Genomic DNA, 26,971 nt, shown 5'->3' with positions numbered 1-26,971 from the left:
GGACACGGCTTATGCTTTTGCAAATACTTCCCTCTTCCATGACGCCGATCTACGAACAGATCGCCGATCAGATCCGTCTGCAGATCAAGGAGCAGAAATTAGCACCGCTCGAACTGCTTCCTTCCATTCGGGCCATCGCCCGCGAATACCACATCTCCGCGCTGACCGTGAAAAAGGCGTACGACCTTCTCGAAACGGAAGGCTTTGTCAAAACGGTTCAGGGCAAAGGCACGTTCGTCGAGAAAATCTCGGGAAACGTGATCCAGGAAGAAATGCAGAAGCAGGTAGAAGACGCCTTTGAAGCCGCCATTCAAAAAGCTTTGCGAATGAATTTTTCCAAAGAACAGATTCTCGAAATCGTTCATCTGCTTCTGGAAGGAGACCTCTCATGATTCAGATTCAAAATGCGCTCTGCCGTTTTCCGTCGTTCACGCTGCAGATCGACGATTTCTATTTAAAAGAAGGATCCATGACCGCTCTGGTCGGCCTGAACGGGTCCGGCAAAACGACTCTCTTCCGCCTGCTTCTCGGTCTGAAAAAGCCCGAACAGGGAACAATCTCCCTGCTCGATCCAAACACCGGAACGCTTCCGGTTTCCGTAAAGCAGCAGATCGGCGTCGTGCTTGCGGACAGCGGCTTTCCCGAAACGCTCTGTCTGAGCGACATTGCCCGCATTCTGGCCGCGTACTATCCCACGTTTGATTGGCCGTACTGGAAGGCACTGATCTCGAAAATGCGTCTGCCCGAACACAAGCCGCTTTCCGCGTTTTCCAACGGCATGCGCGCCATGAGCAAAGTCATCGCCGCCCTCAGCCACCATCCCCGCTTTCTGCTTCTCGATGAGCCGACTGCAGGCCTCGATATCGCAGCCCGACAGGAAATTTTTGGCCTGCTGCAGGAGTACATGATGGAAGACGGCCGCTCCATTCTGATCAGCTCGCATATTGCTTCCGATCTCGAAACGCTCTGCGACGATCTGTGGATGATTCACGACGGCCGCCTGTGCCTGCACGAAAACGTCGACGAGCTTCAGGAAGAATGGGGCATACTCACTCTGGATCAAGCGCAGTATGAAGCCCTCGACAAGAGCGCAGTCTTCGCCCATGCCCCATTTGGAAATACCGTTCGCGTGCTTGTGAGCGATCGACAGTTTTATCAGGACAACTATCCGCAGTATCCCGCGGCCAAAGGTAGCATTGACGATTTGCTGCTGATCGCGGCCGATGGAAGAAAGGAATAATTTTATGAAAGGCTTATGGACATCCGACTGGATCTGGTTCAAATCGCAGAAGCGGTTTCTGCTCATGATGGCGTTTCTGATCGTATGCTTTCTGTTTTCGGGCCAGTCCTCTTTTCTGATTCTTTACTTCCCGCTGTTTCTGACCATCCTCTCCACGCGCCGCGTACTGGAAGGCGTCTCCGGCAAATCCGCCCGCTTTCTCTTTACGCTTCCCTTTTCCCGCAAGGACTATCTGATCGAGAAGTATCTGTTTGTGCTGGCCTGCTGGGCCATGACCATGGCGGTGTGCTTTGGCATTGCCTGTCTTCAGCGGGATCTGTCGATGAACGAACTGCTTCTTCTCGTCTGGCTTGCCTCCGTCATCTGCCTTCTGCTTGCCGCGATTCTGATTCCTTTTTATATCCGGTTTAAACAGGCCGCTTCTCAGGCGCTGATGATCGCCGTCGCTCTTCTTGCGCTGGCTTCCATCTGGCTCATGGATTATCTGACGGAACATCCCCAGGCTGTTCAGAAAATCCTGTCACACGCCCTGGTTCTGGGCGTAATCGCCACCCTTCTCTGTATTGGCCTTCTGTGTCTGTCCTTCTGGCTTTCCGGACGGCTTCTTTCCAGAGAAGAATTTTAGGATCGCCCAGTTCTCTTTTTTAGCTGTTCAAAAACAAAAGAACCGTTTTTCCTTTGACCGCCTTAGCCTCAAATCCAGGCTCTGGCCGTCTGAAAAACGGTTCTTTTTGTGTTTCTGTTATAAATGCGTACCGGCTGAACGAAGCGATAGCGCGCCAGACCGTGAAGCTTGGGCTGATCTAGCCCGTTTCTGCATTTCGGTATTTCTGCAGATCTGCGCTTCAGCCGGCTTCATCCATTCGAAATTTCTCACGCTCTTCGAGCCGTTCGAGATCCTGGCGGGAAGTCACTTTAAAGTTTTCCGGATCGCCTTCCACGCCATATGAGGGAATCTGCAAAGCCAGTTCCATCGCCTGCGCATCGTCGGTGACCTGCCAGTGCTTTTCGCGCACGATTTCCAGCGCCGTTTGAATCTGTTCGGTCGCAAAGGCCTGCGGGGTCTGCACCGCGCGCAGCGTGGAGCGGACGGGCGTTGCGATGACCATGCCGTTTTCATCCACCTGCTTGATCGTATCCGTCACAGCCACCCCCGGAATGACGCCCTGGGCATAGCGAAGCGCGGTTTTAATCCGTTCAAGCAGGGCTCGCGTGCAAAACGGTCTGGCGCCGTCATGGATCATCACATACGGTTCACGAACCTTCTTCAGACCGGCCAGAACGGAATCCTGCCGCTCTTTTCCGCCGATCGCGAATTCACACCCTGTCGATTTAAAGCGTGTCTCAAATTCTTCTTTCTCGCTCTGGGCGCATACGACAACAATCTGCCGGCAATCGGGATCCGACTGAAAAAGACGCAGACTGCGCATAAGAATGGGCTCGTTCTGATACGAATAGAGAACTTTGTTATAGGAAAGGCCGCTGCGGCTGCCCTTGCCGGCGGCTAAAACGATGGCTGAATAGTTCATACAGTCTCAGTATACGCAGAGAGTATGGAGCAGATGCAAAAGGAAAACTATCAATACTGGTAGTTATAGCCTGTAAAAGAAATAGGCTGGCACACTTTCGTGTCCACCTTACGGGGTGTAGTTTTCTTTTAAAAATTTCAAAATGAATGTATAAAAATATTAAACTGTCTAAAAATTAAATTCTAATCTTGATAGGCGGATACATCAGCCATAAACTATAACCAAGAAAGGATTCTATTAGCAAAGAAACTGGCAGCTTATTCTAATCAAAGGCTATACCTCTCCTCGAATGTATTAGCATCCATTCATTTTGTGTATATGCCGTAAAACCCCCAGAAATCGACAATCAGCAACTGAAGTGTCGATTCCTATTACTGGATCAAATGGACAAATCCCTTTTGTTACAAAAAAGAACAGGAGGGATAACAAGGTAGAAAATAAAATCATTAAATAAGCTCAGTCTTTCTTTCTATATAGTCACCCTGTCGTGATATTAGCCAATGAATTGAACGATTTCATGCTGGCATAGAGAGAACTATTTTCGAGACACAGGTAACCCTAGTGAACTAGTCTCCTTTGTTAGGTACTGAAAATTATTATATGAGAAAGAAATTTGCTTCTTCCCTGATGTGTGCTGCATTAATACTGGCTATGCCCATCAACGCTTATGCCGCTCAAGAAGAAGCTTCAAATGATTCAAAAGCCTGGGATATCCATAATACTGAGCATGGTTCTGGTCCCGTATCCGAAGGTACAACTCTTTCCAAAACACAAGGCACTTTGGAAAACGCAGAGAACATTATTGGCAATGACGATCGTGTTCTCGTAGAAAACACAGAAGTAGCCCCGTTCAAATCCATTGTATTTTTGAACATGGTTTTTGAAGAAGGGGGCGAAGAAAAAAACTATAGGGGCTCTGGCTGCTTAATCGATGAAGATACCGTCCTGACGAGTGCTCATTGTCTTTACGATTTGGAAAGAGGCTGGGCAAAAGAAGTAACTGTCTATCCTGGTCAAACAGAACTAAAAACCCCTTATGGATCCGCTGTTGCATCTAGACTCATTGTCCCAAACAATTGGACATCAAACGAGGAAACATCGGATGATATTGGAATTATCAAACTGGAAAAGCCTATTGGGTATAAGACCGGTACTCTTTCACTAAGTAAAAGCCTCTCGACAAGTACCCAGATTTCCATCTCAGAATATCCTTCTGATGTAAAAACGGTCACTCGTTCCCATAATATGTGGACAATCTCAGGAAGCATTAAATCTCTTACACAGGATTTCATTTACTATGATCTTGATTCAACGGGCGGCCAAAGCGGAAGCCCGATCTATAATCAGTCAAACCAGGTTGTAGGCGTACATGGATATGGATCAGATACAGGAAATTTTGGAGTTCGTATCAATGATGAAAAATATTCAACAATTTCATCTTGGAATATGCGTACTCAGTCTGTATTCCGTCTATATAACCCCAATAGTGGAGAGCATTACTATACAGCCAAAGGAAAAGAAGTATATTCGCTTATGAGTGCTGGCTGGATATATGAAAACTGTGCATGGTTTGGAAATGATGCCGGCTATAACGTATATCAGCTTTATAATCCTAATGCCGGAGATCATCTGTTCACGATGAACGAAAATGAGCGTACCTTCCTGGAAAACTCAGGCTGGCTTTATGAAGGAATTGCTTGGGGAACAGATTTAACTGGTTATCCAGTCTATCGCTTATACAATCCTAATGCGACTACAGGTTCTCATTTATATACTATTTCTGAAGAAGAAAAAGATTATCTTGTCTCCACCGGATGGCAGAATGACGGTATTGTCTTCTATGGAAATTAGAAAGGAATCAACATGAAGAAGAACGTTTTGTTTCAAGGTACTTTAGCCCTGCTTCTTGCTGCTGGAGCAAGCGGTACACCCGTTCTGGCAGCAGGGGAACAAGAAGAGATCGATATCACTCCTCAGTTGGAAAGCATCGATCTGGAATCCATCGAAACTGTAAACTGGAAAGAAAACGGGAAAATCGAGTTTTCCCTTGAGCCGGTTGAAGGCGTAGAAGTAGAAGGTTGCCTGCAAGTCATCCCCGATCACCCCGAAGTTTTTACCATGGATGGGGCCGGCAACTGGCAGGCGGTCGCTCCAGGGTCGACCAACGTGTATGTCGATGTGAAATATACGGAAGAAGATATGAAAAAACTGGAAGCGGCTTTTCCAGGCAAGAAACTGGTCGTTCGGGATATTGCGCTTGATGTAAAGCAGTACGTCTATGTTACGGCCCCGACCGATACCGTTTTCCGTCTGTATAATCCAAACAGCGGCGAACATTTCTTTACCAGCGACGAAAAGGAAAAAGACTATCTTGGAAAAATCGGCTGGAAAGAAGAAACCTCACACTGGCTTGCCCCGGAAGAAAGTCCGTACGCGATCTACAGACTGTATAATCCAAATGCCGGAGATCATCACTACACAACGGATGTTCAGGAAAAAGAACGGCTGGTCAAACTGGGCTGGAACGATGAAGGCATCGCTTTCTATTCCGCTGCCGGATCGTCTACACCGCTTTATCGCGTCTACAACCCGAATGCAAAAAGCGGTGCACATCATTTTACGACCAGCCACGATGAATACGAGGCTCTGAACCGTTTCGGCTGGAAGCAGGAAGACATCGCCTGGTACAGCATGGAAGAAATTCCCCTTTAAGAAAAAAACTCCTCAAATCCGATGGCTTCGTCCCCTTTTCTTTCTAAGGGACAAAACAGATCCATTGATCCTTTAGAAAGCAGAAAGCCGCGGCTTTATAATGCATTACAGAAAAGAGTTCCTGAAAAGCGAGCTCTTTTTTTGCGCTGCCTGCTCGTTCTGGGTGAAAAAAAGAGCCTCAAGGAGGCTCCGGGAATAACAGTATTTCAAAACGGACAATTTTCCGTTTTATATTCCGTTTTATATAGCGAATACACATCGCCAATGTACACGCTGTCCCCTCTTTCGATCAGATCCGGGAAGCGTGTGAGCGGGAGGCCATATGCATGAAGATTTTGCGCAGGCCCATGCCGTACGTCAGCAGCAGACCGCAGCTTGCGCCGAGAACGCCCTGCGCAATTTCATACGGCATTTTCAGCATGGCCGTTTCAAAGTTGGAATACACGTAGATTTTGCCCAGCGTATAGCCGCCGACCAGAATGATGCAGCCCAGAATCACGCCGACTAAAGCGCCGTAAAACGGTTTGTTCTTAAACAGGTTGTGGGCGCACCAGCTGATCACGAACGCCTGCAGGCCGTGAACGACCAGTGAAACAAACATCGGAGCGGGATAGAAGATGGCATCGCCTAAAAAGGAACCGATGCCTCCCACCAGCATGGCCCCAAGGGGGTCAAGCAGGATGGCCGCGGTCGTAATCGCGATGTCGCAAAGGTACAGCTTGCCGCCCGGAACGGGAACACCAAAGCTTGAGAGCATAATGGTCAGCGCCATGAACATGGCACAGGTAGTCAGCCAGAGAACGGAAAACGGACGGGCCGTACTGGATTTTGCGGGGGTGGAAAGATGCATGGAAAAGACCTTCTTTCTTATGGGGACTGTCTGCATTTTGCACAGTCCTTTGGGATGGATCATAGATCTGCGTTAAAGCGATCGAACGGATCCCTTTGTCTGTTTTGCGGCACGGTTGTGCTGCAAAACAGACAAAGGGATCTTTTTTACATGCCGTACAGGATCCATGCGTCGACGATTGCTTCTGTATGCATATTCTCATGGATTGGCCGGTCATGCGTTTAGTATACTCAGATCTGAACTGATCAAAAGGTTCAGAAAAAGAATAAAGGAGCAGACCAGATGATTAGCTACCCCCTCAAAAAACCGCTCGCTCAGAGCCTGTACTTCCATCTTCGCCAGGATATTGAGTCCGGCCATTTCCCCGAACACACCCGTCTTCCGTCCAAACGGACGATGGCAATGGATCTGGACGTCTCCCTTTCTACCGTCGAACAGGCACTCGATCTGCTCGAACAGGAAGGCTACGTGGAAACCCGGGAGCGCAAAGGCGTCTTCGTTTCGGAAGGGAACCGTCGAAACCGCCCGGAAAACTTTCAGATGCATCTGCTGGCGCCGGATGAAAAAAAGAGCGATCCGGATTTTCCTTCCTCGCTCTGGTTTAAAACGATGCGCCTGGTCATGAGCCGCGATCAGGACTATCTGATGCAGACATCTCCCGCCTGGGGCAGTGCCAGACTGCGCAACGTCATCGCGCTCTATCTGCACAACAGCCGCCATCTGCAGGTGCATCCCGATCAGATCGTCATCGCCTCGGGCGCGCAGGATCTGTACGTTCTGCTGGCCCGTATGTTCGCAGGCGAATTTCACGTGGCCTTTGAAGCGCCCGGCTATCCCGCCATGCGAAATATTTACGCCTCCATGTCCGCAACGCTCCATCCTCTGCCGCTGGATGAAAACGGCATTCAGCCCGACGCCCTGCAAAACTCCTCTGCCCAGTTTTTGCAGGTATCGCCCTTTTCGAGCTATCCCGACGGCATCGTCGCCAGTGCATCGAGGCGCAAGCGCTACCTCAGCTGGATTGCCGAAAAGAGCGGCTATCTGATTGAAGATGACTTCAACTCTGAATTTTTCCAGAACGGACCGGCGCTGCAGACGCTGTATGCGCAGGATGCGCAGGAAAAAGTCATCTACATCAACACCTTTTCCAAATCGCTGTCGTCCTCTTTGCGTCTGGCCTATATGGTTCTTCCCGCCCATTTGCAGGAACGCTATCGAAAAGCGGCGCAGGGGCTGGCCTGCACGGTAACAATGCTCGATCAGTACACGCTGGCGGAATTCATTGAAAGCGGCAGCTTTGAGCGGCTGATCGCCCGCCGAAGACGAAAGCAGAAAGAGAAAGGTCCAAAAGCCGGAAAATAAGCGTCCACGCCCTCAAGGATGCCCCCATCGCCGAATTGCCGATTAAAAAACAGCCCTGTCTTTACAGGGCTGTCGGATAAAGCGTGTCGGGATCGGAAGCGGAATGCCAGGACTGGCAGATGACGTTGCTGTCGGGGTCCTGAATGGCTTCTTCAAAGTATTCAAAATATTCGCCCGGGGTGTTGATGCCGCGCGGAATGACGATGGACGAGTCGATCTGATGCAGCAGATCGGAGGCAAACAGCGAACAGTTGCGGCCTAAAACCCAGTAGGTTTTCCAGATGCCGGTGCGAAACTTGTAAAACTTCGCGCCGGTTCTCCATTCCAGGCGGCTGGCATAATCGGATTCGTACGTCTTGAAGCGCTCTTTTGTCACCGGCCCCTGAAAGAGCGGACTGTACCAGCGATAGGCCGGCTTGAAGACGTCCTTTAAAAGCGAAACGAGATGCTCCTCCTGTTCTGAGGTTAAGTGCAGACCGTATTCAAACAGAATCGAATTTTCATAGACGCAGCTGTTGTTGACGTAAATATCCGCCGGTGCGGTAAACAGAATGCCCGGACCAAACGTACGAAACAGCTTTTCGTCTTCCTGATCGTAGTTGCCATACGAAAACATGACGCCTTTGTAGGAAAAGGTCATATGACCAAACTGCTTGTCGCCTTTCAGACCGGAATGGATAAAGACGCGCAGGTTGACGGGGTCGTCGTTTTTATTGGCTACCGAAGTGAACGCCTTTTTACTCAGATTCTTTTTTCGCGCATAGCGCAGAACAAGGCTTGGACCGACGGCGACCAGATAAACCGGCAGCGAACTCCAGCGGCGAAAGGACCAGGCACGCGAACCTTTGTGATGATGAAAGACGTACAGTTCGACAAACATCTGAATCGCCTGCCAGACCAGATAGACGCCGCTCAGACGCTGCACTAAAGACGGATCGCGCGTATACAGCAGCAGCGCGAACAGGCAGATCAGAAAGTCACCGAGACCGAACAGAATAAAGCTCCATCCGGTTTTCGACTTTTCGCGCAGATCCAAGACGCCTTCAAGCGCGACGATCACGCTGATCGCGAATATGTAAATCGCAAAGACGAGACAGACGATCCGCACGCCTTCTGCCCTCCAGCTCCAGAACACCCCGGCCAGAATGCCGGCGGCCAGCGCCTTGAGCAGATCCATCGTGCGATGGTAGCGAATCGCCTGATACAGAAGCAGAACGGCAGATGCACTCGTCAGAATGGCGGCGCTGATCATGATGGAATCCGCGCTGATCTGCGGAAAGAACAGACAGAACAGACCAACGCCAAGAAAAATCAGCGAAATGGTCACTTCAAATTTTTCTTCAATCGTCAGATTGGTAATCTCTCGAGTATTCATGGCTTTATTTTTCCATCCGTAGTGATTTCTTTTCATCCATTTGCCCAGAAGAAAACCCCGCAAATCCATGCGGGGCGTTCTTTTTACGGCTTTGGGCCGTTTTCTATTCAATTGAAATGAGGCGGACTATTTTGCAGCTTCGGCTTTGTGCGCGTCTTCTTCTGCGATGACTTCGTCAAGAACCTTCATTTCATCCTGCGGCTCGCGGGAGCTTTCGTTGAGCAGGTGGCACTTGTCGAAGATGAAGAACAGAAGCGACAGCAGAATGCCGGTCATTGCAGCCAGAACCATGCCGGACAGGCTGACATCGCCAAGCGTGATTGTTACGCCGGACAGGCCGACTACGAAGACAACAGCGGTCAGAATCATGTTTACGGTGTTGGAGTAATCCACTTTCTCATCGATGAGAATACGCAGACCGGAAACGCCGATCATACCGTAAAGCAGGAAGGAAATGCCGCCGATCACTGCGGAAGGAATGGACTGAATCAGTGCGCAGAGCGGACCGATAAAGGCGCAGAGAATGGAGAGAACCGCGGCACCGCCAATAACGTAGACGGAGTAGACGCCGGTCAGCGCCATAACGCCGATGTTTTCGCCGTAGGTCGTTGTTGGAACCGACCCAACGAGACCGGAAATCATGGTCGAGAAGTTATCCGCGAAAATCGTACGATCGAGACCCGGATCCTTGATCAGGTCGCGGCCGACAATCTGGCTGGTGACGATCTGATGACCAACGTGCTCGGAAGTGATAACGAGCAGTACGGGCAGCATCGTCAGAATCGCGCCCCATTCAAATTTCGGGAACTGAAAATTCGGCATCTGGAACAGGCTGGCCTGCATAACCGGAGAGAAATCCACATCGCCCAGGCATACTGCTGTGAGATAGCCGCAGACAACCGCAATCAGAATCGGGATAATCGAGAAAAATTTACGGAAGCAGACGTTGCCGATGATGGCCACGCCGAGGGTTACCAGGAAAATAATAATGTTATGGGCGCTGACGGCATCGCCGACCAGACCCGCGGTGCTGGCTGCACTGCCGGCCAGTTCAAGACCGATCAGAGCAACAACTGGACCCATCGCCGCCGGGGGAAGTACAATATCAATCCATTTCGTTCCAAACTTCTTGATAATGAACGCGATGATGCATCCGAGAAAGCCGACCGCAACAAATCCGCCAAGGGCGTAGGAATAGCCCCACTTGGCGATGATGATCTGTGCCGGTCCTAAAAACGCGAACGAACTGCCAAGGTAAGCCGGCGCTTTTCCCTTGGTGATCGCAATGTACATCAGGGTACCCACGCCATTCATGAACAGAACGATGGCCGGGTTGATGTTGAAGATAAACGGAACCAGTACAGTCGCTCCAAACATCGCAAACAGATGCTGGAGGGAAAGCGGGAAAAGCAGTCTGCCTGGAACCTTCTCTTCAACCTGGATAATTTTCTTAGCCATGGTTACAAAGCTCCTCCTCTTTTATCAGAATCATATCCCAATAAAAACCGCCTGCGCCGTATGAGTCGCTCAAAGATTCACAGAGATCTGCAAATTCTCGGACGGGTTCATCATTTCGGCTTTCCACCCTTCGCAAACGAAGGGCTGAACAGGCGGGTTCTTATCGTTTCTTCGATACTTTATACCATTTTGGCCGGTAATCCAAAAATATTATCGCTTTTCAAAGCAATAATTATCGTCCCTTTTTTGTATCCGAATCGGGCAAGCGCTTAACCTCGAAATCGATTTATTTTTCCCGGGCCGCCCCGTTCGAACCGGCCAGACGGCTTTCCGGAAAGCGCGAGCTGCTTTCGGTTTTCTCCGGAAATTTGCGGCAAAAATATGGAGCAGAACTTTGCCTGTCGATTATAGTTTTTTCAGAGATCTGCCCGCATACGATTCCATTCAAATATCGATAGTCTGCGTCAGACGATTCATGGAAAGGAGGACTCATGCGCAAAGAAGACATCGCAAGGCGGCTTTCCAGCACCGAAGGTCCGCTTCGCCATCCCGCACGCTTCTATCGCTTTGCGGCCTCCTCCCATCTGGATCAGAAGGAACTCGACACGCTGCGTGAAACGATCTGCCGGCGCTGCGCGCTTTCCGAAGCCGCGTTCATGAAAAAGCTCGAAGCCAGCGACGCCCGCTGGAGTGCGAAAAGCGTCCGTCAGGCCGCACGGCTGGCGGCGCATCCGTTAACCGAATCGTTCGCACGCCGGCACGCTTCGGATTTTCGAAGCCGGGGACTGAGCCCCCGACAGTGCAAAGCGCTTCTCATCCGTCAGTATCAGATGGCCTTTCACGCGCTGAGCATTCTCAAAGGCGAAAACTGTCTGAAAGCCGTCTGGATCGACCGGCTGGAAAAACTCCTGAACGACCCAGATGGACTGGCTCCCTCCCTTTCCATGATTGAGCGCCCGATCGTTCTGGGCGCCAGAGGAAAACTGCAGCCCACGCAGGATCCGTTTGTTTTTCACGTTCTTCTCAACAGTCACCTGCTTGCGGACGCACTTTTAATTTATGAAGAAGGCGTCCCTTCGCCCAGAATGCAGATCGTGCGCGATGTCTTTCGCGCCGCCCGCACCTGGGACGAACAGGAAATGGCCGCGTTTCTGCGACCGTCCGGCTTTGAAACGGAACCGCAGGATATCGCCGTTCCAGAAGAAGCGCCGTTCGACGAACTCGAACCGGTAATCGATCCATCAAGAACGTTTATTCTTTCCGAAGAGCTCACGCCTTCGGCTTCGCGCGAAATTCTGGTTTCCCCTTCTGTCCACCCCGAAGCAGACAGCGATGGAAAAGACAGTCCAGACTGATCCCGCAGTCCGAAATCCATCCCCCAAGAAAAATGCAAAAAGACGGCAGTTCTTGCCTGATCCAGGTGATCCAGGCGGTCTGCCGTCTTTTTCCATCTCGTCTCGTTGTCGCCGTTCTTTTCCGAAATTCTCGTTTTTTCGTTCTTTGTTCTTTCCAGTCTTCTCTTCGAAAGCGTTCTGGTTCTTCTTTCGCTCTTCGAAAGTCTTTCCAGATCGATCCCAGCGCGCTATGCCGTCGGGCTGCATCGCTATCGGCCGGAACCGGTACGACCGGAACCGGACGCTTTGTCTGCCGTGAGCGGCGCCTCCTGATGGCCCGGCACAAAAATTTCCGATTCGAGAAACCATCGGTTTCTTTCCCAGTACAGCTTGCGCATCTGTCCCTGCATTTTGCAGAGATAGCAGATGCCGCATCCGCCGGCTTTGGAATACATTTCCCTGACCGACAGCACTTTGTCGACTTTATAGCGATGACCGTCCCAGCAGACAAACAGCGGCCGCAATGCGCCGTCCTGAAGAATCAGCGTCACCACATCGACGTAGTATTTGTAGTACTTCATACTTCAATCGGCCCGTCCAGCGGGGCAATGGGATGCACATTATGAAGGAGACCGAGCGGATCAAAGTCCGTCAGCTTCGCATCGACCTGACTCGAAGCCATGCGGCAGGCATCGTAGCCGTAGCGAACCCGAATGTCGTAAAGAACCTGTTCCATTTTGCGCTGACGGTCGATCTGTTCCAGATCCATGAACAGGTCGCCCTGATCAAACCCGGCATCCTGACACAGACCGCTTACCGAAATGCCGACCGACCGCAGACAGATTTCTTCCAGTTTCAAAGACGCCGTCAGCTGCATGGCCGCCTCGAGAATGTCGCTGGCCAGATCCGTCAGGCGTACGAGCTTTTTCTGACAGCCTTTCGTTTTCAGTTCCGTGGAACGAAGAGAAATGCTGATGCGATTGCATTTCATGTGATCGTTGCGCAGTCTGGCCGCGATGGATTCGCTCAGAACCCGGAACACTTCCTGCAGCTGCGCTATGGATGTAATGTCATGAACCACCGTCTTGGAATTGCCGACCGACTTGACCGGCCGCTTGTAGCCGTTCAGATGCACTTCGCTCTGATCGAACCCGTTGGCATAGTTCCAGAGCAGACCGCCCATTACGCCAAATCGGCGAGTGAGCCGCTCGGGAGACGCCTTGGCCAGATCGCCGATGGTAAAGATGCGCATCTCGTTCAGCTTTTTGCGTGTGCGCGATCCGACCATGAGCAGATCTTCCGCCGGAAGCGGCCATATGAATTCCTTAAAATCGTCTTCCGTAACGACCACAAACCCCTTGTGCTTGAGCAGGTCGCTGGCCAGTTTGGCGAAAATCTTGTTGAAGGAAACGCCCATGCTGACGGTAATGCCGTACGTCTCAAAGACCTCATCCTGAATCCGTCGTGCCAGATCGATGCCGTCTCCAAAAAGACGCTGCGAATGCGTCAGATCGATCCAGGCCTCGTCCAGACCGAAGGACTCCACCCGGTCCGTATATCTACGGTAAATATCTTTAATCTTCTCCGTATAGTAAATATATGCGTCATAGTCTGGATGAATAATCAGCAGATCCGGACACTTCCGTCTGGCTTCCCGCAGAGATTCCCCCGTCCTGATGCCTTTGGCCTTGGCCAGATCGTTTTTGGCCAGGATGATCCCGTTTCGTTTTTCCTCGCTGCCTCCCACAGCCATCGGTACGTTGCGCAGTTGAGGGCGAAGCATTTCTTCAATCTGGGCATAGCAGTGATTTATATCGCTGTGAACAATGACTCGTTTCATAGGCTCAGTATAGAAATAAACAGGCATCTTTTCAACTTGCTTACGCACTTTTTGCGCTTTTACGCACCATGAAACTTAGAAATATATTTCACCTTTGCGCCTATCTTGCGCGAACAATGCTATACTATAGACATGAAACCGAATATTCCACAGATCCTTACTGAATTTAAAAACCAGAACAATGTAACAAATGACTATATTGCCGACTACTGCGGCGTAACCCGCTCCACCGTTTCCCGCTGGTGCAGCGGAAAGATCCGGAAAATTACGCCCGAAGCGCTCGAGAAGCTGAGCGAGATGCTTCACATTGATTTTGACGAGATGACAAGCGTAGCCCGCTATGCGTATACGCGCCCGATTCTTGGCGAGGTCAAAGCCGGCTACGGGCTTCTGGCCGATGAAAATATTGTCGATTACGTCAAAGTTTCAGAAGAGGATTACAATCGCGGCGACTATTTTCTGCGGGTTCGCGGCGATTCCATGAAAGGCGCTCACATTCATGAGGGCGACCTTCTTTACATCCGCAAATGCGTTGACCTTCCGTCGGGGGCAATCGGCGTTTTTCTGATCGGAGAGGAGGAAGTAACGGTTAAGAAGCTGATCAAGAAAAACAACTACTGGATTCTCCAGCCCGCCAACGACGAAGTTGAACCCCGTGTCTATTCCATGCAGGAAGTCATGGATATTCCCGTTCGAATTGTCGGACAGGCTCTTTACTCCAGAACTGAGCTTTAGAGGCGTCAAATCGGGTAAATTTCAGGTTATTCAATTCTTAGACAGACACGGCTGAGCGATGGTTTCCGTTTTCGGAAGCCCTGCGCTCAGCCGTTCTTTTTTCCCATATTTCGCTGGCTTTTTACCATATATTATAGGGGCTTGATTTAGCTATATTTTTAATATGCCATTAAGCTTGCCGCATTACTGCTTTTGCCCCTTTATCTTTCGCTTATTCACCAAAGGTATAGCGAAGCCCGAAAACGGCAAAAAGCCGGCGTTTTGCGCCAGCAGAACGCCATTTTTGTGAATTTTAAGGCAATTTTGGCGTGTCATTCCAAATTGTGGGATCGTTTATCTTTTTAAGAAAATGAAGACTTGCCGCTTTCTCTTGCGATTTTTCGTGCTTATACTTGTCCGTGAACCCCGCGAGATCGGCACTCCGGCCGAATCGTGAGGCTTTTGAACTTTTTTAGAAACACCAGTTGTATAAAACGTCTTCCCCAGAGGAAGCGTTCATTGAATTTATTTCAAATTTTCAGAAAGGAGAAAACACAGCCAATGAAAGTAATTAAGAGAAGCGGCGAAGAAGTCATCTTCAACGTTTCGAAAATCGAAAACGCCATCCGCAAAGCCAACAAAGCAACGACTCACGGACAGATGACCGAAGAAGAAATTCTTGAGGTCAGCGCTCTGGTTGCTGAAAAGTGTGAGAATCTCCACCGCGCTGCCGGCGTGGAGGAAATCCAGGACATGGTTGAAGCCGCTCTGATGAGCCATGGTTTCTACGCCGTTGCCAAGAACTACATCACTTACCGCTACGAGCGTGCTCTCGTACGCAAAACCAACTCGACCGACCAGCAGATCATGTCTCTGCTGGAGAGAAATAACGAAGAAGTAAAACAGGAAAATTCAAACAGTGCGATGCGTTTCTGATTGAAAAGATCAGACATCACAAAAAGACGTTCGAACAGATACATTTCGAACATTGTGATGAACTCCGTTTTTGAAGAATTTCTGCCGGCCCCAACAGCCCGCAGAAATTCTCTTTAAGTCTCCGGCATGCGCCGGATTTCAAAAGGCCAGGAAGTGAACAGATCCTGCGCCGCCAGGTTTGAAATCCGGGGTATGAAGCCCGGTAAAGTCGGCCGACAGCTGCCGCAGCCTGCTTTTTGCAGAGCGAAACCTCCGCCTCGCGGAGCGCAGCCCATAGGCCGGAAGTCCATAAAACAGATATGGTCAGAATGCACCAGACGGTGCTGACGAATTTGCGAATGTACGGATCTACAGTTTTCCGGCGCAGAAATGCGCAGGCGCGATACGCGCGCCGGTGCGGACAAGTAAGAATTGTTTGTATGAACGTCCGTATCAGACGAAGCCTCAATGGAGGCGGCGGGTCTGATCGAGCCGGCAGGTCCATAGCAAAAACCTAAGTCTGTATGCACGGATAGAAAACGGGGAACACAGAAAAGCAGCAGCCTCCGGGAGGCGGGCGAAGAACAATAAGCCGCCAAACTGCTGCCCAAAAGCCGAGGCCGCAGCGATGACCTCTTCTGTAATGGAAGAGCGAGCGATGACCTCAAGTCGATGCACCTTCTTCCGACTTTTCAAGCCGGATTTCAAAACATTTTATTCAGACTCGCTTTCCGGGCGGCGGTTTTTCCAGAGAGAAAAGCCGAAACCGAAGGAAAACGGAACGCATCGATGGAGCGCCGTGTGCGGTGAAAGCCGCATGCACGGTGTGAAGCGGGGGAAAAGGCAGAGATCGCATCAAAGCCTTACCTATCGCTATAAAACCCATTAGTAAACTCTGTTCAGCGTGACTATATGGCCGGTGAAGTATCCAAGGATATCACTCGCCGCTTCCTGCTCCCCCACGACATCATGGAAGCCCACGACAATGGACTGATTCATTTCCATGATTCCGACTACTTTGCCCAGCACATGCACAACTGCTGCCTGGTCAACCTGGAGGACATGCTTCAGAACGGAACCGTTATTTCCGAAACCATGATCGAAAAACCGCACAGCTTCTCCACCGCGTGCAACATTGCAACACAGATCATCGCGCAGGTGGCCAGCTCCCAGTACGGCGGTCAGTCGATCACCCTCTCTCACCTGGCTCCGTTCGTAGCCGTTTCCCGTGCGAAAGCCCGTGCGGAAGTACGCGACGAACTGAACGCCATGAACCTGCCTTCGGATGACGAAACCGTAAACGAAATCGCAGAAATGCGCGTCCAGAAGGAAATCGAAAAGGGCGTACAGACCATCCAGTATCAGGTCATCACCCTGATGACTACAAATGGTCAGGCTCCGTTCATCACCGTCTTCATGTACCTCAATGAAGTGGAAGATCCGCAGACCAAAGCGGACCTGGCTTCCATCATCGAAGCGGTTCTCAAGCAGAGAATTCTCGGTGTTAAAAACGAAACCGGCCACTACATCACTCCGGCTTTCCCGAAACTGATCTACGTTCTCGAAGAAGACAACATCCATCCGGACAGCAAGTACTACTACCTGACGCAGCTCGCCGCTAAATGCACCGCGAAACGCATGGTACCGGACTACATCTCCGAAAAGATGATGCTCAAGCTCAAAATCGACGTAAACGGCGAAGGCCACTGCTACCCGGCTATGGGATGCCGTTCCTTCCTTACACCGTATGTAAACGAAGAAGGCAAACCGCAGTACTACGGCCGTTTCAACCAGGGCGTTGTCACCATCAACCTCGTTGACGTTGCCTGCTCTTCCAAAGGCGACTACGAAGAATTCTGGCGCATCTTTGACGAACGTCTCGATCTCTGCTTCCGCGCCCTGATGATCCGTCACAACCGTCTGCTCGATACGCCAAGCGACGTGGCTCCGATCCTCTGGCAGAACGGCGCGCTGGCCCGTCTGAAAAAAGGCGAGACCATCAATAAGCTGCTCTTCGGCGGCTACTCCACGATCTCCCTTGGCTATGCCGGACTTTCCGAAGCCGTATGGTACATGACCGGCGTTTCCCACACCGATCCAGTCGGCACAAAATTCGGCAAGCGCATCATGGAATACCTCAATGCTGCCTGCGCGAAATGGAGAGCTGAAACCAACATCGACTTCTCTCTGTACGGCACCCCGATGGAATCGACGACCTACCGCTTCGCCAAGAAGCTGCAGGACCGTTTCGGCATCATCCCGCACGTAACCGACAAGAGCTACATCACCAACTCCTATCACGTTCACGTTACCGAACCGATCGATGCCTTCGACAAGCTGACCTTCGAGGCGCAGTTCCAGAAACTGTCTCCAGGCGGAGCCATCTCCTACGTCGAAGTACCGAACATGCAGAACAACCTGCAGGCGGTTATGGCGCTCATCCAGCATATTTATGACAACATCATGTATGCCGAGCTCAACACCAAATCCGACTACTGCCAGGAATGCGGCTATTCCGGCGAAATCGAAATCGTTGAGGACGAAAGCCACAAGCTGATCTGGAAGTGCCCGAACTGCGGCAATACCGATCAGTCCAAGATGAACGTTGCCCGTCGTACCTGCGGATACATCGGCACCCAGTTCTGGAACCAGGGCCGTACCCAGGAAATCAAGGAACGCGTAACCCATCTTTAATCGCCATACCGGAAATCCCAATCCGATCGATCAGAGCAGATCAGCTCCAGTTGAAAAGATACGGGATGGAAGGGAAACCTTAAAAATCTTCTGAATTTCATGCCTGCAGGGCCGTATCCTGCAGGCATTTTTCTTTGGTTTTTCCTTGCGAGATTCGTTCGAATTTACCGTTTTCTTCAGTACGCGATTTTCGATGGCCGACACTTCGGACTTCCGCTTTACGCGAAAGTTTCGCTTCCTCGAAAAAGAAATTTTCATTTTCTTTTCCCGCATTCTTTCCTGAGAGTCAAAAATCACACTTGAACTGTCCCTAAAGGGAAAACATTATGTAAAGACATACATTTTCCTCCTTTGTAAAGAGAAAAAAACCGCAAAAACATTCATTTCTTTTTAAGAATGTATTTCACTTGCTTCAAAACCCGTATAGAATGGGAGCAGGCATTTCCGATGTATGCCTGCTTTCTTTACATAGCTGCCATGTTGAATATCGTGGTTTCATGATGCGTTCGAATGGCCTTTTATTTTGAGGCGCCGGTTAAGCGCTTTCCACAAAGGCCAGTTATTTCAAGATGACGCTCATTTAATGCAAAGAAAAAAAGAACTGCAGGATTTACAGTTTTAACGTCGGTTCAACACCGCATTCTTTTTAGTCCTCTCTTTTATTCAGGAACTGGTGTTCTCTTCCTCTGATCTGTTCTGCCCGAATGCAGATTTCAGGAACTGCCTGATGCGATGACTGGCGTGGATCTGGCTGATGTCTTCTCTGCCCGAAAGAATTCTTCAGACTCATTCTTCCGCTTTCTGTTCTTCAGGTTCCTCTGGCGCTTGCCCGCGCTTCTGGATGCATCACTCTCTGTCTGGAAGACCGACTATCTGGAATGATTTTCTCGTGGTGTTAAATTGTATGCGCAATTCTCTGTCTGGCGTGAGTCAGACGGCGAAACTCTGCAGGATCCAAAAGGCTGACTTCCCGATGGTTCTGCACTATGCAAAGGAGAAAATAAGAAATGAAACACAGAAGTTTAGGCAAATTCCTTGTTGTTGCTGCCTCCATTTCTATGGCCATGACTCCAATCACTGCTCTTGCAGCTGGTGAAACCGATTCTGGTGCTCAGACAAGCGGCGAAACAAGAGTGGATACCAAAGCTCTGCTGAATGATGCTATCAAATATGCTAAGGCAGCTAAAGAAGCTGCTTCTTATGCCAATGTTGTAAAAACAGTAAAAGACAACCTTGATACGAAACTTGCTAAAGCTGAAGAAGTAGCTGGTAAAGCTGATGCGACTACTACTGAAATCAACGCTGCATGGTCCGATCTGGTTGATGCTGTTCATTATCTCGACTTCGTAGGTGATCGCACGGCTCTGGACAAAGCCATCACTGATGCAAAAGCCGAAGTTACCAAAGAAGAAGACTATAAAGCTGGCTGGGCTGCATACGCTGATGCTCTGAAAAACGCTGAAGATGTAAATGCTGATGAAGATGCTCTGCAGGATGAAATCGATGCAGCTAAAACAGCTCTCGAAACTGCAGTAGCTGGTCTGGAAAAGAAAGACGAAACTCCAGTTACCGTTAACAAAGACGCTCTGAAAGCTGCCATTGCCGCTAAACCAGAAGGCGAAGCAACTGACTACACCGCAGACAGCTGGAAAGCTTACACGGATGCAGTAACTGCTGGTCAGGCTATTGTTGACAAAGCAGATGCTACACAGGCAGAAGTTGATGCTGCTACCGCTGCAATCAACAACGCAAAAGCTGCTCTGGTTAAAGATGACGAAGGCGACGAAGTTGATAAGACTGAACTTGAAAACGCAGTGAAAGCCAACAAAGATCTCGCTGAAACTACACCAGAAGGCGACGATTCGCTGAACCCTGAAACTTATGGCGCATTCACCGAAGCTTACAAAGCAGCTAAGGCTGTCCTCGACAAAGAAGACGCTACTCAGGATGAAGTAGACAAAGCCGTTAAGGATCTGAAAGACGCTTATGCTGACCTCGATCAGGTTATGTACCGTGCTTACAACCCGAACAACGGTGAACACCTGTTCACAGCCAACAAGAAAGAATACGACTTCCTGTCTGCAAACGGATGGAACGCTGAAGGCGAAGCCTGGATTGCTCCGAAGGGCGATCTCCCTGGCGCAACCAAGATGACACGTATGTACGACGAGAACTCCGGCGAACACCACTACACTAAGAACCCGAAAGAAATCGAATTCCTCGAAAAGAGCGGTTGGAAGAACGAAGGCGAAAAGTGGGCTACTGCTGCTGAAAACGAACACGTAATCCATCGTCTGTACAACCCGAACGAAACACGTGCCGGCCGTCACCACTACACTCTGGCTGACAAGGAAAAAGACTTCCTGGCTAACAACGGATGGAACTGGGAACATAACGAAGGCGACCTGATCTACGCTAAGGCACCAGCTCCTGAAAAAAAATAGTCCTGAATATCTCGATTCTTAAAATTTCTCGTTAAACGAAAGAGTCTAAGAGAGCGCTTATTCAAAGCGCTCTCTTTCTTTTTGCCGTATCTTTGAATTCATTTCTTTTTTCTGGAAAGGGGCACAGTTATCCCCGACTTACTTTTTCACGCTATAATGAGAACGTCAAAAAAGGAAGTGAATTATGAAGACTTTAAATTCCGTTCATGCAGACCAGTCGGTTACCGTTGAAGAATTTCATCTCGACTCCAAAACCGCTTTGCGTCTTCAGGCGCTGGGAATGATTCCAGGTACCCGAATCACGGTTTTACAGCGTAAAGGAAAAGGAACGATGATCATTGACCTGCGTGGTACCCGCTTTGCACTGGGTCCGACGATCACCGAGAACATTCAGGTGAGCTATGATCAATAACGATTTAACGATTGGATTCATTGGAAATCCTAACTGTGGAAAAACGACTTTGTTCAACGCCTATACCGGCGCCAATCTGAAAGTAGCCAACTGGCCGGGTGTTACGGTTGAGCGCATGGAAGGCGCAATTTCATCTCATGGCAAGCAGATCCGTCTGGTCGATCTGCCCGGAACCTATTCTCTGAATTCTTTCACGATGGAAGAACAGGTATCGAGACAGTTCATTCTGTCGGATGAAGTCAGCGTCGTAGTCGATGTAGCGGATGCCAGTTCACTGGAGCGTTCCCTGTATCTGACTTTGCAGCTGCTCGAAATGGATAAGCCGCTCGTTCTCGCTTTAAACATGATGGATATTGTCGAAAAGCGCGGCATTGATCTGGACCTGCACCGCCTGCAGGAGCTGTTGGGCATCCCGGTGATTCCGGTCATCGCCAGAAAAAAGCGCGGCTTAAAGACGCTGCTGCATGCCGCACTGCACCAGAACGAAGACAATCATGCGCCAAACCATATGCCGCTGGAAATCGACTGCGAACGCCAGCGGGATCACGTCATGATTTATTCGGATGACATTGAAAGCAAGATCGCCAGGATCGAAAGCCTGCTTCCCGCAGATACGCCCAGAAAACGGTGGACCGCCATTTCCCTGCTGATGGATGATCCGCAGATCAAGGCGGAATATCCGCTGGATCTTTCCTCCATTGTGGATGGTCAGGAAGCCAATTCGATCGTCAATCAAAAATACGATCGCATCGCGGAAATCAAAAACGAGGTGCTTCTGGGCAAAGATCGCTCGGATCAGTTTTCTTCGAAAGTGGACGATTTTGTAACGCGTCCATTCTGGGGCGTCGTCCTGTTCCTGCTGATGATGGCCCTTGTCTTTGCGCTCACCTTCACACTGGGCGATTATCTTTCCGGTTATCTTCAGGAAGGCATTGATTTGTTTACCCAGTGGATCGGAAGCCTGTTAACGGGCGTTCACGCCTCCGACTGGCTTATCAATCTGATCTGCGACGGCATCATTTCGGGTGTCGGCGGCATTCTGACCTTCCTGCCCAATATCACGATTCTTTTTCTGGCTATGGCCTTTCTGGAAGACTCCGGCTATATGGCACGCGTCGCCTATGTCATGAACGAGATCATGGAAAAGATCGGTCTTTCCGGCCGTGCCTTTATCCCGATGGTTCTTGGGTTTGGCTGTACGGTTCCGGCTATCATGGCCAGCCGTGCGCTCGAAAGTGAACGGGATCGTAAACGGGTCATGCTGCTGACGCCGTTCATGAGCTGTTCCGCCAAGCTTCCGATTTACATTTTGTTTTCCGGCATGTTCTTTCCGGATCACGCCATGTGGGCGGCCTACTCGCTGTATCTGATCGGCATCGGCATGGCCCTGCTTCTGGCCTGGATTCTTCACAAGATGGACGGCGAACAAAACGAGTATCCGCTGCTGATCGAACTGCCTGCATATAAAATGCCGAGTTTCCATACAGTATTCATTTATGTCTGGGAAAAAGTCAAAGACTTCCTGACGAAAGCCGGCACGACGATCTTCATCGCTTCGATCGCTTTGTGGCTGCTGATGCATTTCTCCATGAGCGGCTATACCGATGACATCGCGACTTCTTTTGCGGCCATCCTCGGCCACGGCCTGTCCTGGATTCTGATTCCGTGCGGCCTTGGCTTCTGGCAGATCGCGGTCGCTCTGATCGCCGGTCTTTCCGCCAAGGAAGTTGTCGTCAGCTCCATTGCGGTTCTGTTTGGCATTGCCAACGTCACCAGTTTTGGCGGCATGCAGGTGCTTCATCAGGAACTGCTCTCCATCGGCTTTGGCCCGCTCAACGCCTATTGCATGATGCTGTTCTGCCTGCTCTATATTCCGTGCGTCGCTGCCCTTTCGACGATCCGCAAGGAATCCAGGTCCACGCTTTTCATGCTCAAAAGCGCCGGCTTCCAGTTCGCGGTCGCCTGGGTCGTTACCACACTGGTCTATCAGATCGGCTCTCTGTTCATTCACTAGGCCATACGGCGGAAAGCGGCAGATCGTTTCTGCCGGCTCTGAGGTTTTGGCTTTTCCGGCATTTGCTTCCGTTTTCTTTTGAATGCCTTAAACGGGCGGACATTCTTTCAGGTCCGTCCGTTCTTGTTTATTCCTAGATGTTGTAGAGTTGTCATAAAGGCTCTGGCTTTGCCCGGAGCCGGAAAGGAAGTCATCTATGTTCTATCCTTATTCTTACGGCTACCGCGGATGGTACGGCATTGATCCGGGCTATCTGTGGGTTCTGGCCGCCATGCTGCTGGCGCTGCTGGCTTCATTATGGGTGCAGTCCACATTCAGAAAATATTCCCGGGTTCCCTCCACCATGTCCGGCGCTCAGGCGGCCCGTTATGTTCTCGACCATAACGGTTTAAGCAATGTCCGCATTGTCCGCATTGCGGGCAATCTGACCGACAACTACAATCCGGTCACCAAAGTCCTTTCCCTTTCGGATTCGACGTATGACAATTATTCGGCTGCAGCGGTCGGCGTCGCCTGCCATGAAGCGGGACACGCCATTCAGGATGCCCGACATTATCTGCCCAACCGGATTCGTTCCGCACTCGTTCCGATCGTCAACATCGGCTCTTCTGCGGCGATTCCTCTGTTCATTCTCGGTCTGCTTCTTGATGTGACCGGTCTGATGTGGGCGGGCATTATCCTGTTCTCCCTTTCCCTGCTTTTTGGTCTGGTCACCCTGCCGGTCGAATTTAACGCCAGTTCGAGAGCGCTGAACACGCTCAAGACCGATCCGGCTTTCACAAAGAGCGATTATGAGGGAGCCAAAAAAGTTCTGGTTGCGGCAGCCAGCACATATGTCGCCAGCGTTTTCGTTTCTCTCGCTCAGGTTATGCGCTATATCGGCATGGCCAGACGCAGAGACGATCGCTGATTGCTTTCCAGTTTCTGCTTTCAGAAATGGATTTCTTGTTCTCCATTTCGATTTTCGCGATTCCTTCGGGGATCGTTTTTCTTCTGGCTTCTTTGTACGCTTTCCTGACGAAGCCGGAAGGAATTGCCTTCTGGTCTGCCTCAGGAATTGACAGACTCGGCTGTGTGTTTTAGAAAAAGCTTGTACCATTTCAACAAAACAGCAGGGGAGCTCAAAAGAGCTGAGAGGAAGTCCGGCTTCGACCCTGGAACCTGATGCGGATTATGCCGCCGTAGGAAGCTGACCAGTCGACCGTTGACTTTTTGCAGGAAAATCCGTTCTGGGTTTTCCTGTTTTTTGTTGAAATGGGTGGAAATGAGAAAGGTTGTGATCTGCTCCGGGAAACCGGCATGGACAGGGGAGCGCCTGACATGAACTGCTGCGAGGGAGGCCATCATTCTGGTCTGAGAGGGAATCCGAAGATTCCGACCGTCTGTTTTGTATTCAGAAAGAGAGGATTTGAAATGAAAAACAATTCGATTCGAAAACTTACTTTTGCGGCGCTCCTATGTGCAGTTGCGGTTGTGGGAAGCCTGTTTTCCTTCCCGATTTTCGGAAGCCGCTGTGCGCCTGTCCAGCATATGGTCAACATCATCTGCGCGGTTCTTCTTGGACCGTGGTACGGAACCGGCGTCGCGTTTGTGGCCAGCCTTCTGCGCAACATGCTCGGTCTGGGAAGCATTATGGCGTTTCCCGGAAGCATGATCGGCGCTCTGTTTTGCGGACTGGCCTGGAAGTACAGCCATAATCTGTGGCTGACCGTTCTGGCGGAAGTCTTTGGTACCGGCATTCTGGGCGGTCTGTGCGCCTATCCGCTGGCTATTGCCTTTCTGGGCGTATCCGCCGGGGAAGTGGCTTTTTACGCCTACATTATTCCCTTCCTCATTTCTACGGTCGCGGGCTCGCTCATTTCCGCGTTTGTTCTGGAAGCCATGTCCAGAACCGTCATGCCTTCCCTTTTGAAGCAGGAAAACGCCTGACGAAAATCGGCGTACTTCCGTGCTTTCGAACGGAAATTAAAACGACCGGTCACCGTTTCTTGACGGCTTAGAAAACAGGTTTTAGAAAGGAATTAATACCCGTTCCATCAAACAGCAGGGGAGCTTTGAAAAAAGCTGAGAGGAAGTTTGGCTTCGACCCTGGAACCTGATGCGGATTATGCCGCCGTAGGAAGCTGATCTATCGACTTTTTGCAGGAAAATCCGCTTTGGATTTTCCTGTTTTTTTGTGAACGGGTACAAGGCCGCAGAGAGAAAGGGGAAAACTTTATGGATTTCCAAAACGAAACGCGTTTCTGCACAGCGGATCCCCGTCTGCTGGAAGCTTTGCGAAAACGGCATCCCCGGGTTCACTGCATCACCCCTGCTGTGAGCGCAGCCAAAGTAGCCGATGGACTGAGTGCTGTCGGCGCTTCGCCGATTTTAAGCGAAGATCTGCAGGAATGTGCGGAGATTACCAGAAGCAGCCAGGCGCTCTCCTTATCGATTGGAATGCCTTCCGAAAACAAATGGAACGTCCTTCGAAAAAGCGGAAAAGCCGCAAAGGATGCAAACATTCCAATCGTTCTCGATCTGACCGGCATCGGCGTATCGCCCTTCCGTCAGGCAAAAGCACTCGAGCTTCTTACAGAAATCCATCCCTGGCTGATCAAAGGCAATCTTTCCGAACTGGCCAGCCTCTGCCATATGGGCGGCAGCGGAAGCATCGATGTACAGAGCAAAGAGGTGCAGGCCATCGGGGATTCCAGACGCTTTCTCGAAGCGCTGCTCGACTGCGCCAGTGCCCATTCGTGTCTGCTGATCTGTACCGGTAAGGAAGACCGGCTCTTCACACCCGATCGCCGTATGTATGCCGCCCGGGGCGGTTCAGCGTGGATGGCCGCTCGATCCGGAACCGGGTGCATGTTAACCGCCTTTTTAGCAGCCGCTCTTGGCGTATGGTCCGACCAGCCCGAACAGGCTGCGGCGTGTGCTTTAGGCTGGTTTAAAGCCTGGGCCCAGATTGCCGAACAAAACCTGCAGACTGCGGAAGGCAGCGGGCATTTTCTGATCCGTTTTCTGGATGCGATGAGTCTCTCGTAAAACGATGACCGCAGACCGATCCCCATCCCATCCGATCCAAGTCCGATCCGCTCATCGGATTCGCTTTGGAAGCCATCTCAATCTGCGAAACTTGCCTGAAAGATGGGAAGTCACATTCCCGGAAAAGAACATAGAAAGAGAGGAAAAGTATTGGAAAAAGACCTATGGAAGCAGCTGAAGCTGTATGCCCTGACCGATCTTCGCTTTGTACAGGACAATCCGTCCAAAACGATGGCAGATCTCGTACGCGAAGCCATTGCTCAGGGCGCAACGATGATTCAGCTGCGCGAAAAACGGCTGAACGGTGCAGCGCTTGAAGAAGAAGCGCGTCAGGTCCTGGCCGTATGCCAGGAATCCGGCATTCCGCTGATCATCAACGATGATCTGGAGCTGGCTTTAAAAATTCATGCCGACGGCGTGCATCTCGGCCAGAAAGACGGGTCCTGCAAAGCGGCCCGCTCCATTGCTGGAGAGGATTTCATCATCGGTGTGACCGCGCCTTCGGTTGTACTGGCCCGACAGGCAGAACGCGATGGAGCCGATTACATCGGAGCCGGGGCGATTTATCCGACCCAGACCAAAACGGATACGAAGCCTTTAACACCGCAGGCGCTGCGTGAAATTACCAAAGCCATTTCGATTCCTGCAGTAGCCATTGGGGGGCTTGCCAAAAACAACGTGGACGTCCTGAAGGATACCGGCATTGCCGGCTTTGCGTCTTCTTCTGGCGTCTTCGCGCATCTGGACGATCACACATCGGTCCCCTCGTTTTTAAAGAAAGCCCAGGAGATCTGCGTGAACGCCTAAGCAAGCGTCTGAACAAAGCGAGCAAAGCCAAATAAGGCCAGGCAAAGTCCGGCCAGACAAAACAAAGATTCACAGTAAAAAACAAAGATTCGCAGGAAAAGCTGTACGAAGCAGCCAATGTCATTAAGTTAAGGAGGGATAAAAATCGTATACCCTGTTCATGAGCGTTGTCATTTCTTATATTTTGCGTCTCAGGCATGACGAAAAGGATGATTTTCTACCTGTTGAAAAAATCATCCTG

23 protein-coding genes and 2 riboswitches are annotated in these 26,971 nt (G+C 50.6%); of the genes, 17 read left to right on the top strand and 6 right to left on the bottom strand.

All coding sequences use genetic code 11. The features are described from left to right. The first annotated feature begins 11 nt into the window (after positions 1-11). The 3 genes from Afil_RS03520 to Afil_RS03510 are packed head-to-tail and all read left to right on the top strand — an operon-like array spanning position 12 to position 1,865. Positions 12-392, top strand: coding sequence for a GntR family transcriptional regulator (locus tag Afil_RS03520; protein WP_230267139.1), 381 nt, complete (start codon positions 12-14; stop codon positions 390-392). Continuing rightward, positions 389-1,240: an ATP-binding cassette domain-containing protein gene (locus tag Afil_RS03515; protein ID WP_230267138.1), complete on the top strand. Its 852-nt coding sequence runs from the start codon at positions 389-391 to the stop codon at positions 1,238-1,240. Before Afil_RS03520 ends, Afil_RS03515 begins: the two co-directional genes overlap by 4 nt. Positions 1,241-1,244: 4 nt before the next feature. After that, positions 1,245-1,865 carry an ABC-2 transporter permease gene (locus Afil_RS03510; protein ID WP_230267137.1) on the top strand — a complete coding sequence of 207 codons (621 nt, stop codon included), beginning with the start codon at positions 1,245-1,247 and terminating at the stop codon, positions 1,863-1,865. A 220-nt stretch (positions 1,866-2,085) separates the two neighbouring features. On the opposite strand, the gene ispD is transcribed toward Afil_RS03510, so the two are convergent. Beyond that, complete coding sequence (gene ispD / locus Afil_RS03505; RefSeq protein ID WP_230267136.1) at positions 2,086-2,769, bottom strand: 2-C-methyl-D-erythritol 4-phosphate cytidylyltransferase; 684 nt, start codon at positions 2,767-2,769, stop codon at positions 2,086-2,088. A gap of 600 nt (positions 2,770-3,369) precedes the next feature. Between ispD and Afil_RS03500 the strand changes: the two genes are divergently transcribed. Both Afil_RS03500 and Afil_RS03495 read left to right on the top strand, forming a co-directional pair. Beyond that, positions 3,370-4,620 (top strand): trypsin-like serine protease, encoded by a 1,251-nt coding sequence (locus tag Afil_RS03500; protein ID WP_230267135.1) that lies wholly within the window; start codon positions 3,370-3,372, stop codon positions 4,618-4,620. 12 nt (positions 4,621-4,632) lie between these two features. Then, positions 4,633-5,481: a hypothetical protein gene (locus Afil_RS03495; RefSeq protein ID WP_230267134.1), complete on the top strand. Its 849-nt coding sequence runs from the start codon at positions 4,633-4,635 to the stop codon at positions 5,479-5,481. A 289-nt stretch (positions 5,482-5,770) separates the two neighbouring features. On the opposite strand, the gene Afil_RS03490 is transcribed toward Afil_RS03495, so the two are convergent. Beyond that, the gene (locus Afil_RS03490; RefSeq protein ID WP_230267133.1) at positions 5,771-6,331 is read right to left on the bottom strand and encodes an ECF transporter S component; all 561 of its coding nucleotides are present in this window, start codon (positions 6,329-6,331) and stop codon (positions 5,771-5,773) included. Positions 6,332-6,613: 282 nt separating this feature from the next. Here Afil_RS03490 and pdxR point away from each other — a divergent pair, with 282 nt between their 5' ends. After that, positions 6,614-7,693, top strand: coding sequence for a MocR-like pyridoxine biosynthesis transcription factor PdxR (gene pdxR / locus Afil_RS03485; protein ID WP_230267132.1), 1,080 nt, complete (start codon positions 6,614-6,616; stop codon positions 7,691-7,693). A 61-nt stretch (positions 7,694-7,754) separates the two neighbouring features. Here the strand turns inward: pdxR and Afil_RS03480 are convergent, their stop codons facing one another. Continuing rightward, positions 7,755-9,068: a hypothetical protein gene (locus Afil_RS03480; protein ID WP_230267131.1), complete on the bottom strand. Its 1,314-nt coding sequence runs from the start codon at positions 9,066-9,068 to the stop codon at positions 7,755-7,757. A gap of 126 nt (positions 9,069-9,194) precedes the next feature. Further along, positions 9,195-10,526, bottom strand: a complete 1,332-nt coding sequence (gene uraA / locus Afil_RS03475) for a uracil permease (RefSeq protein WP_230267130.1) — start codon at positions 10,524-10,526, stop codon at positions 9,195-9,197. Between the two features lie 491 nt (positions 10,527-11,017). Between uraA and Afil_RS03470 the strand changes: the two genes are divergently transcribed. Then, complete coding sequence (locus Afil_RS03470) at positions 11,018-11,881, top strand: hypothetical protein (RefSeq protein WP_230267129.1); 864 nt, start codon at positions 11,018-11,020, stop codon at positions 11,879-11,881. A 248-nt stretch (positions 11,882-12,129) separates the two neighbouring features. On the opposite strand, the gene Afil_RS03465 is transcribed toward Afil_RS03470, so the two are convergent. After that, the gene (locus Afil_RS03465; RefSeq protein ID WP_230267128.1) at positions 12,130-12,441 is read right to left on the bottom strand and encodes a hypothetical protein; all 312 of its coding nucleotides are present in this window, start codon (positions 12,439-12,441) and stop codon (positions 12,130-12,132) included. Beyond that, positions 12,438-13,700 (bottom strand): DNA polymerase IV, encoded by a 1,263-nt coding sequence (gene dinB, locus Afil_RS03460; RefSeq protein WP_230267127.1) that lies wholly within the window; start codon positions 13,698-13,700, stop codon positions 12,438-12,440. Before dinB ends, Afil_RS03465 begins: the two co-directional genes overlap by 4 nt. A 132-nt stretch (positions 13,701-13,832) precedes the next feature. Here dinB and Afil_RS03455 point away from each other — a divergent pair, with 132 nt between their 5' ends. The 10 genes from Afil_RS03455 (at position 13,833) to thiE (ending at position 26,730) form a co-directional block, all read left to right on the top strand. Next, positions 13,833-14,435, top strand: a complete 603-nt coding sequence (locus Afil_RS03455) for a LexA family protein (RefSeq protein ID WP_230267126.1) — start codon at positions 13,833-13,835, stop codon at positions 14,433-14,435. 540 nt (positions 14,436-14,975) lie between these two features. Further along, positions 14,976-15,350 (top strand): ATP cone domain-containing protein, encoded by a 375-nt coding sequence (locus Afil_RS03450; protein WP_230267125.1) that lies wholly within the window; start codon positions 14,976-14,978, stop codon positions 15,348-15,350. 891 nt (positions 15,351-16,241) lie between these two features. Then, entirely contained in the window at positions 16,242-18,023 is a 1,782-nt protein-coding gene (nrdD, locus tag Afil_RS03445; RefSeq protein WP_230267124.1) for an anaerobic ribonucleoside-triphosphate reductase, read from the top strand. A gap of 1,007 nt (positions 18,024-19,030) precedes the next feature. Further along, positions 19,031-20,467, top strand: a complete 1,437-nt coding sequence (locus Afil_RS03440) for a hypothetical protein (RefSeq protein WP_230267123.1) — start codon at positions 19,031-19,033, stop codon at positions 20,465-20,467. Between the two features lie 184 nt (positions 20,468-20,651). After that, entirely contained in the window at positions 20,652-20,879 is a 228-nt protein-coding gene (locus tag Afil_RS03435; protein WP_230267122.1) for a FeoA family protein, read from the top strand. After that, a complete protein-coding gene (gene feoB / locus Afil_RS03430) occupies positions 20,869-22,893 on the top strand; it encodes a ferrous iron transport protein B (protein WP_230267121.1) in 2,025 nt (674 codons plus the stop codon). Before Afil_RS03435 ends, feoB begins: the two co-directional genes overlap by 11 nt. Before the next feature lie 196 nt (positions 22,894-23,089). Then, on the top strand, positions 23,090-23,803 hold the full coding sequence (locus Afil_RS03425; RefSeq protein ID WP_230267120.1) for a zinc metallopeptidase: 714 nt from the start codon (positions 23,090-23,092) through the stop codon (positions 23,801-23,803). 193 nt (positions 23,804-23,996) lie between these two features. Further along, positions 23,997-24,098: riboswitch (TPP riboswitch) on the top strand. 208 nt (positions 24,099-24,306) lie between these two features. Continuing rightward, a complete protein-coding gene (gene thiW, locus Afil_RS03420; protein WP_230267119.1) occupies positions 24,307-24,822 on the top strand; it encodes an energy coupling factor transporter S component ThiW in 516 nt (171 codons plus the stop codon). 106 nt (positions 24,823-24,928) lie between these two features. Then, positions 24,929-25,032: riboswitch (TPP riboswitch) on the top strand. 78 nt (positions 25,033-25,110) lie between these two features. Beyond that, positions 25,111-25,923, top strand: a complete 813-nt coding sequence (gene thiM / locus Afil_RS03415; protein ID WP_230267118.1) for a hydroxyethylthiazole kinase — start codon at positions 25,111-25,113, stop codon at positions 25,921-25,923. Between the two features lie 150 nt (positions 25,924-26,073). Further along, positions 26,074-26,730 carry a thiamine phosphate synthase gene (gene thiE, locus Afil_RS03410; protein WP_230267117.1) on the top strand — a complete coding sequence of 219 codons (657 nt, stop codon included), beginning with the start codon at positions 26,074-26,076 and terminating at the stop codon, positions 26,728-26,730. Positions 26,731-26,971: the final 241 nt, after the last annotated feature.

The organism is Allobaculum fili, assembly GCF_020969955.1.
Lineage (GTDB): Bacteria > Bacillota_I > Bacilli_A > Erysipelotrichales > Erysipelotrichaceae > Allobaculum > Allobaculum fili.
The sequence above is the reverse complement of the archived record's forward strand: the minus strand, read 5'-3'. Positions and strand labels throughout refer to the sequence as shown.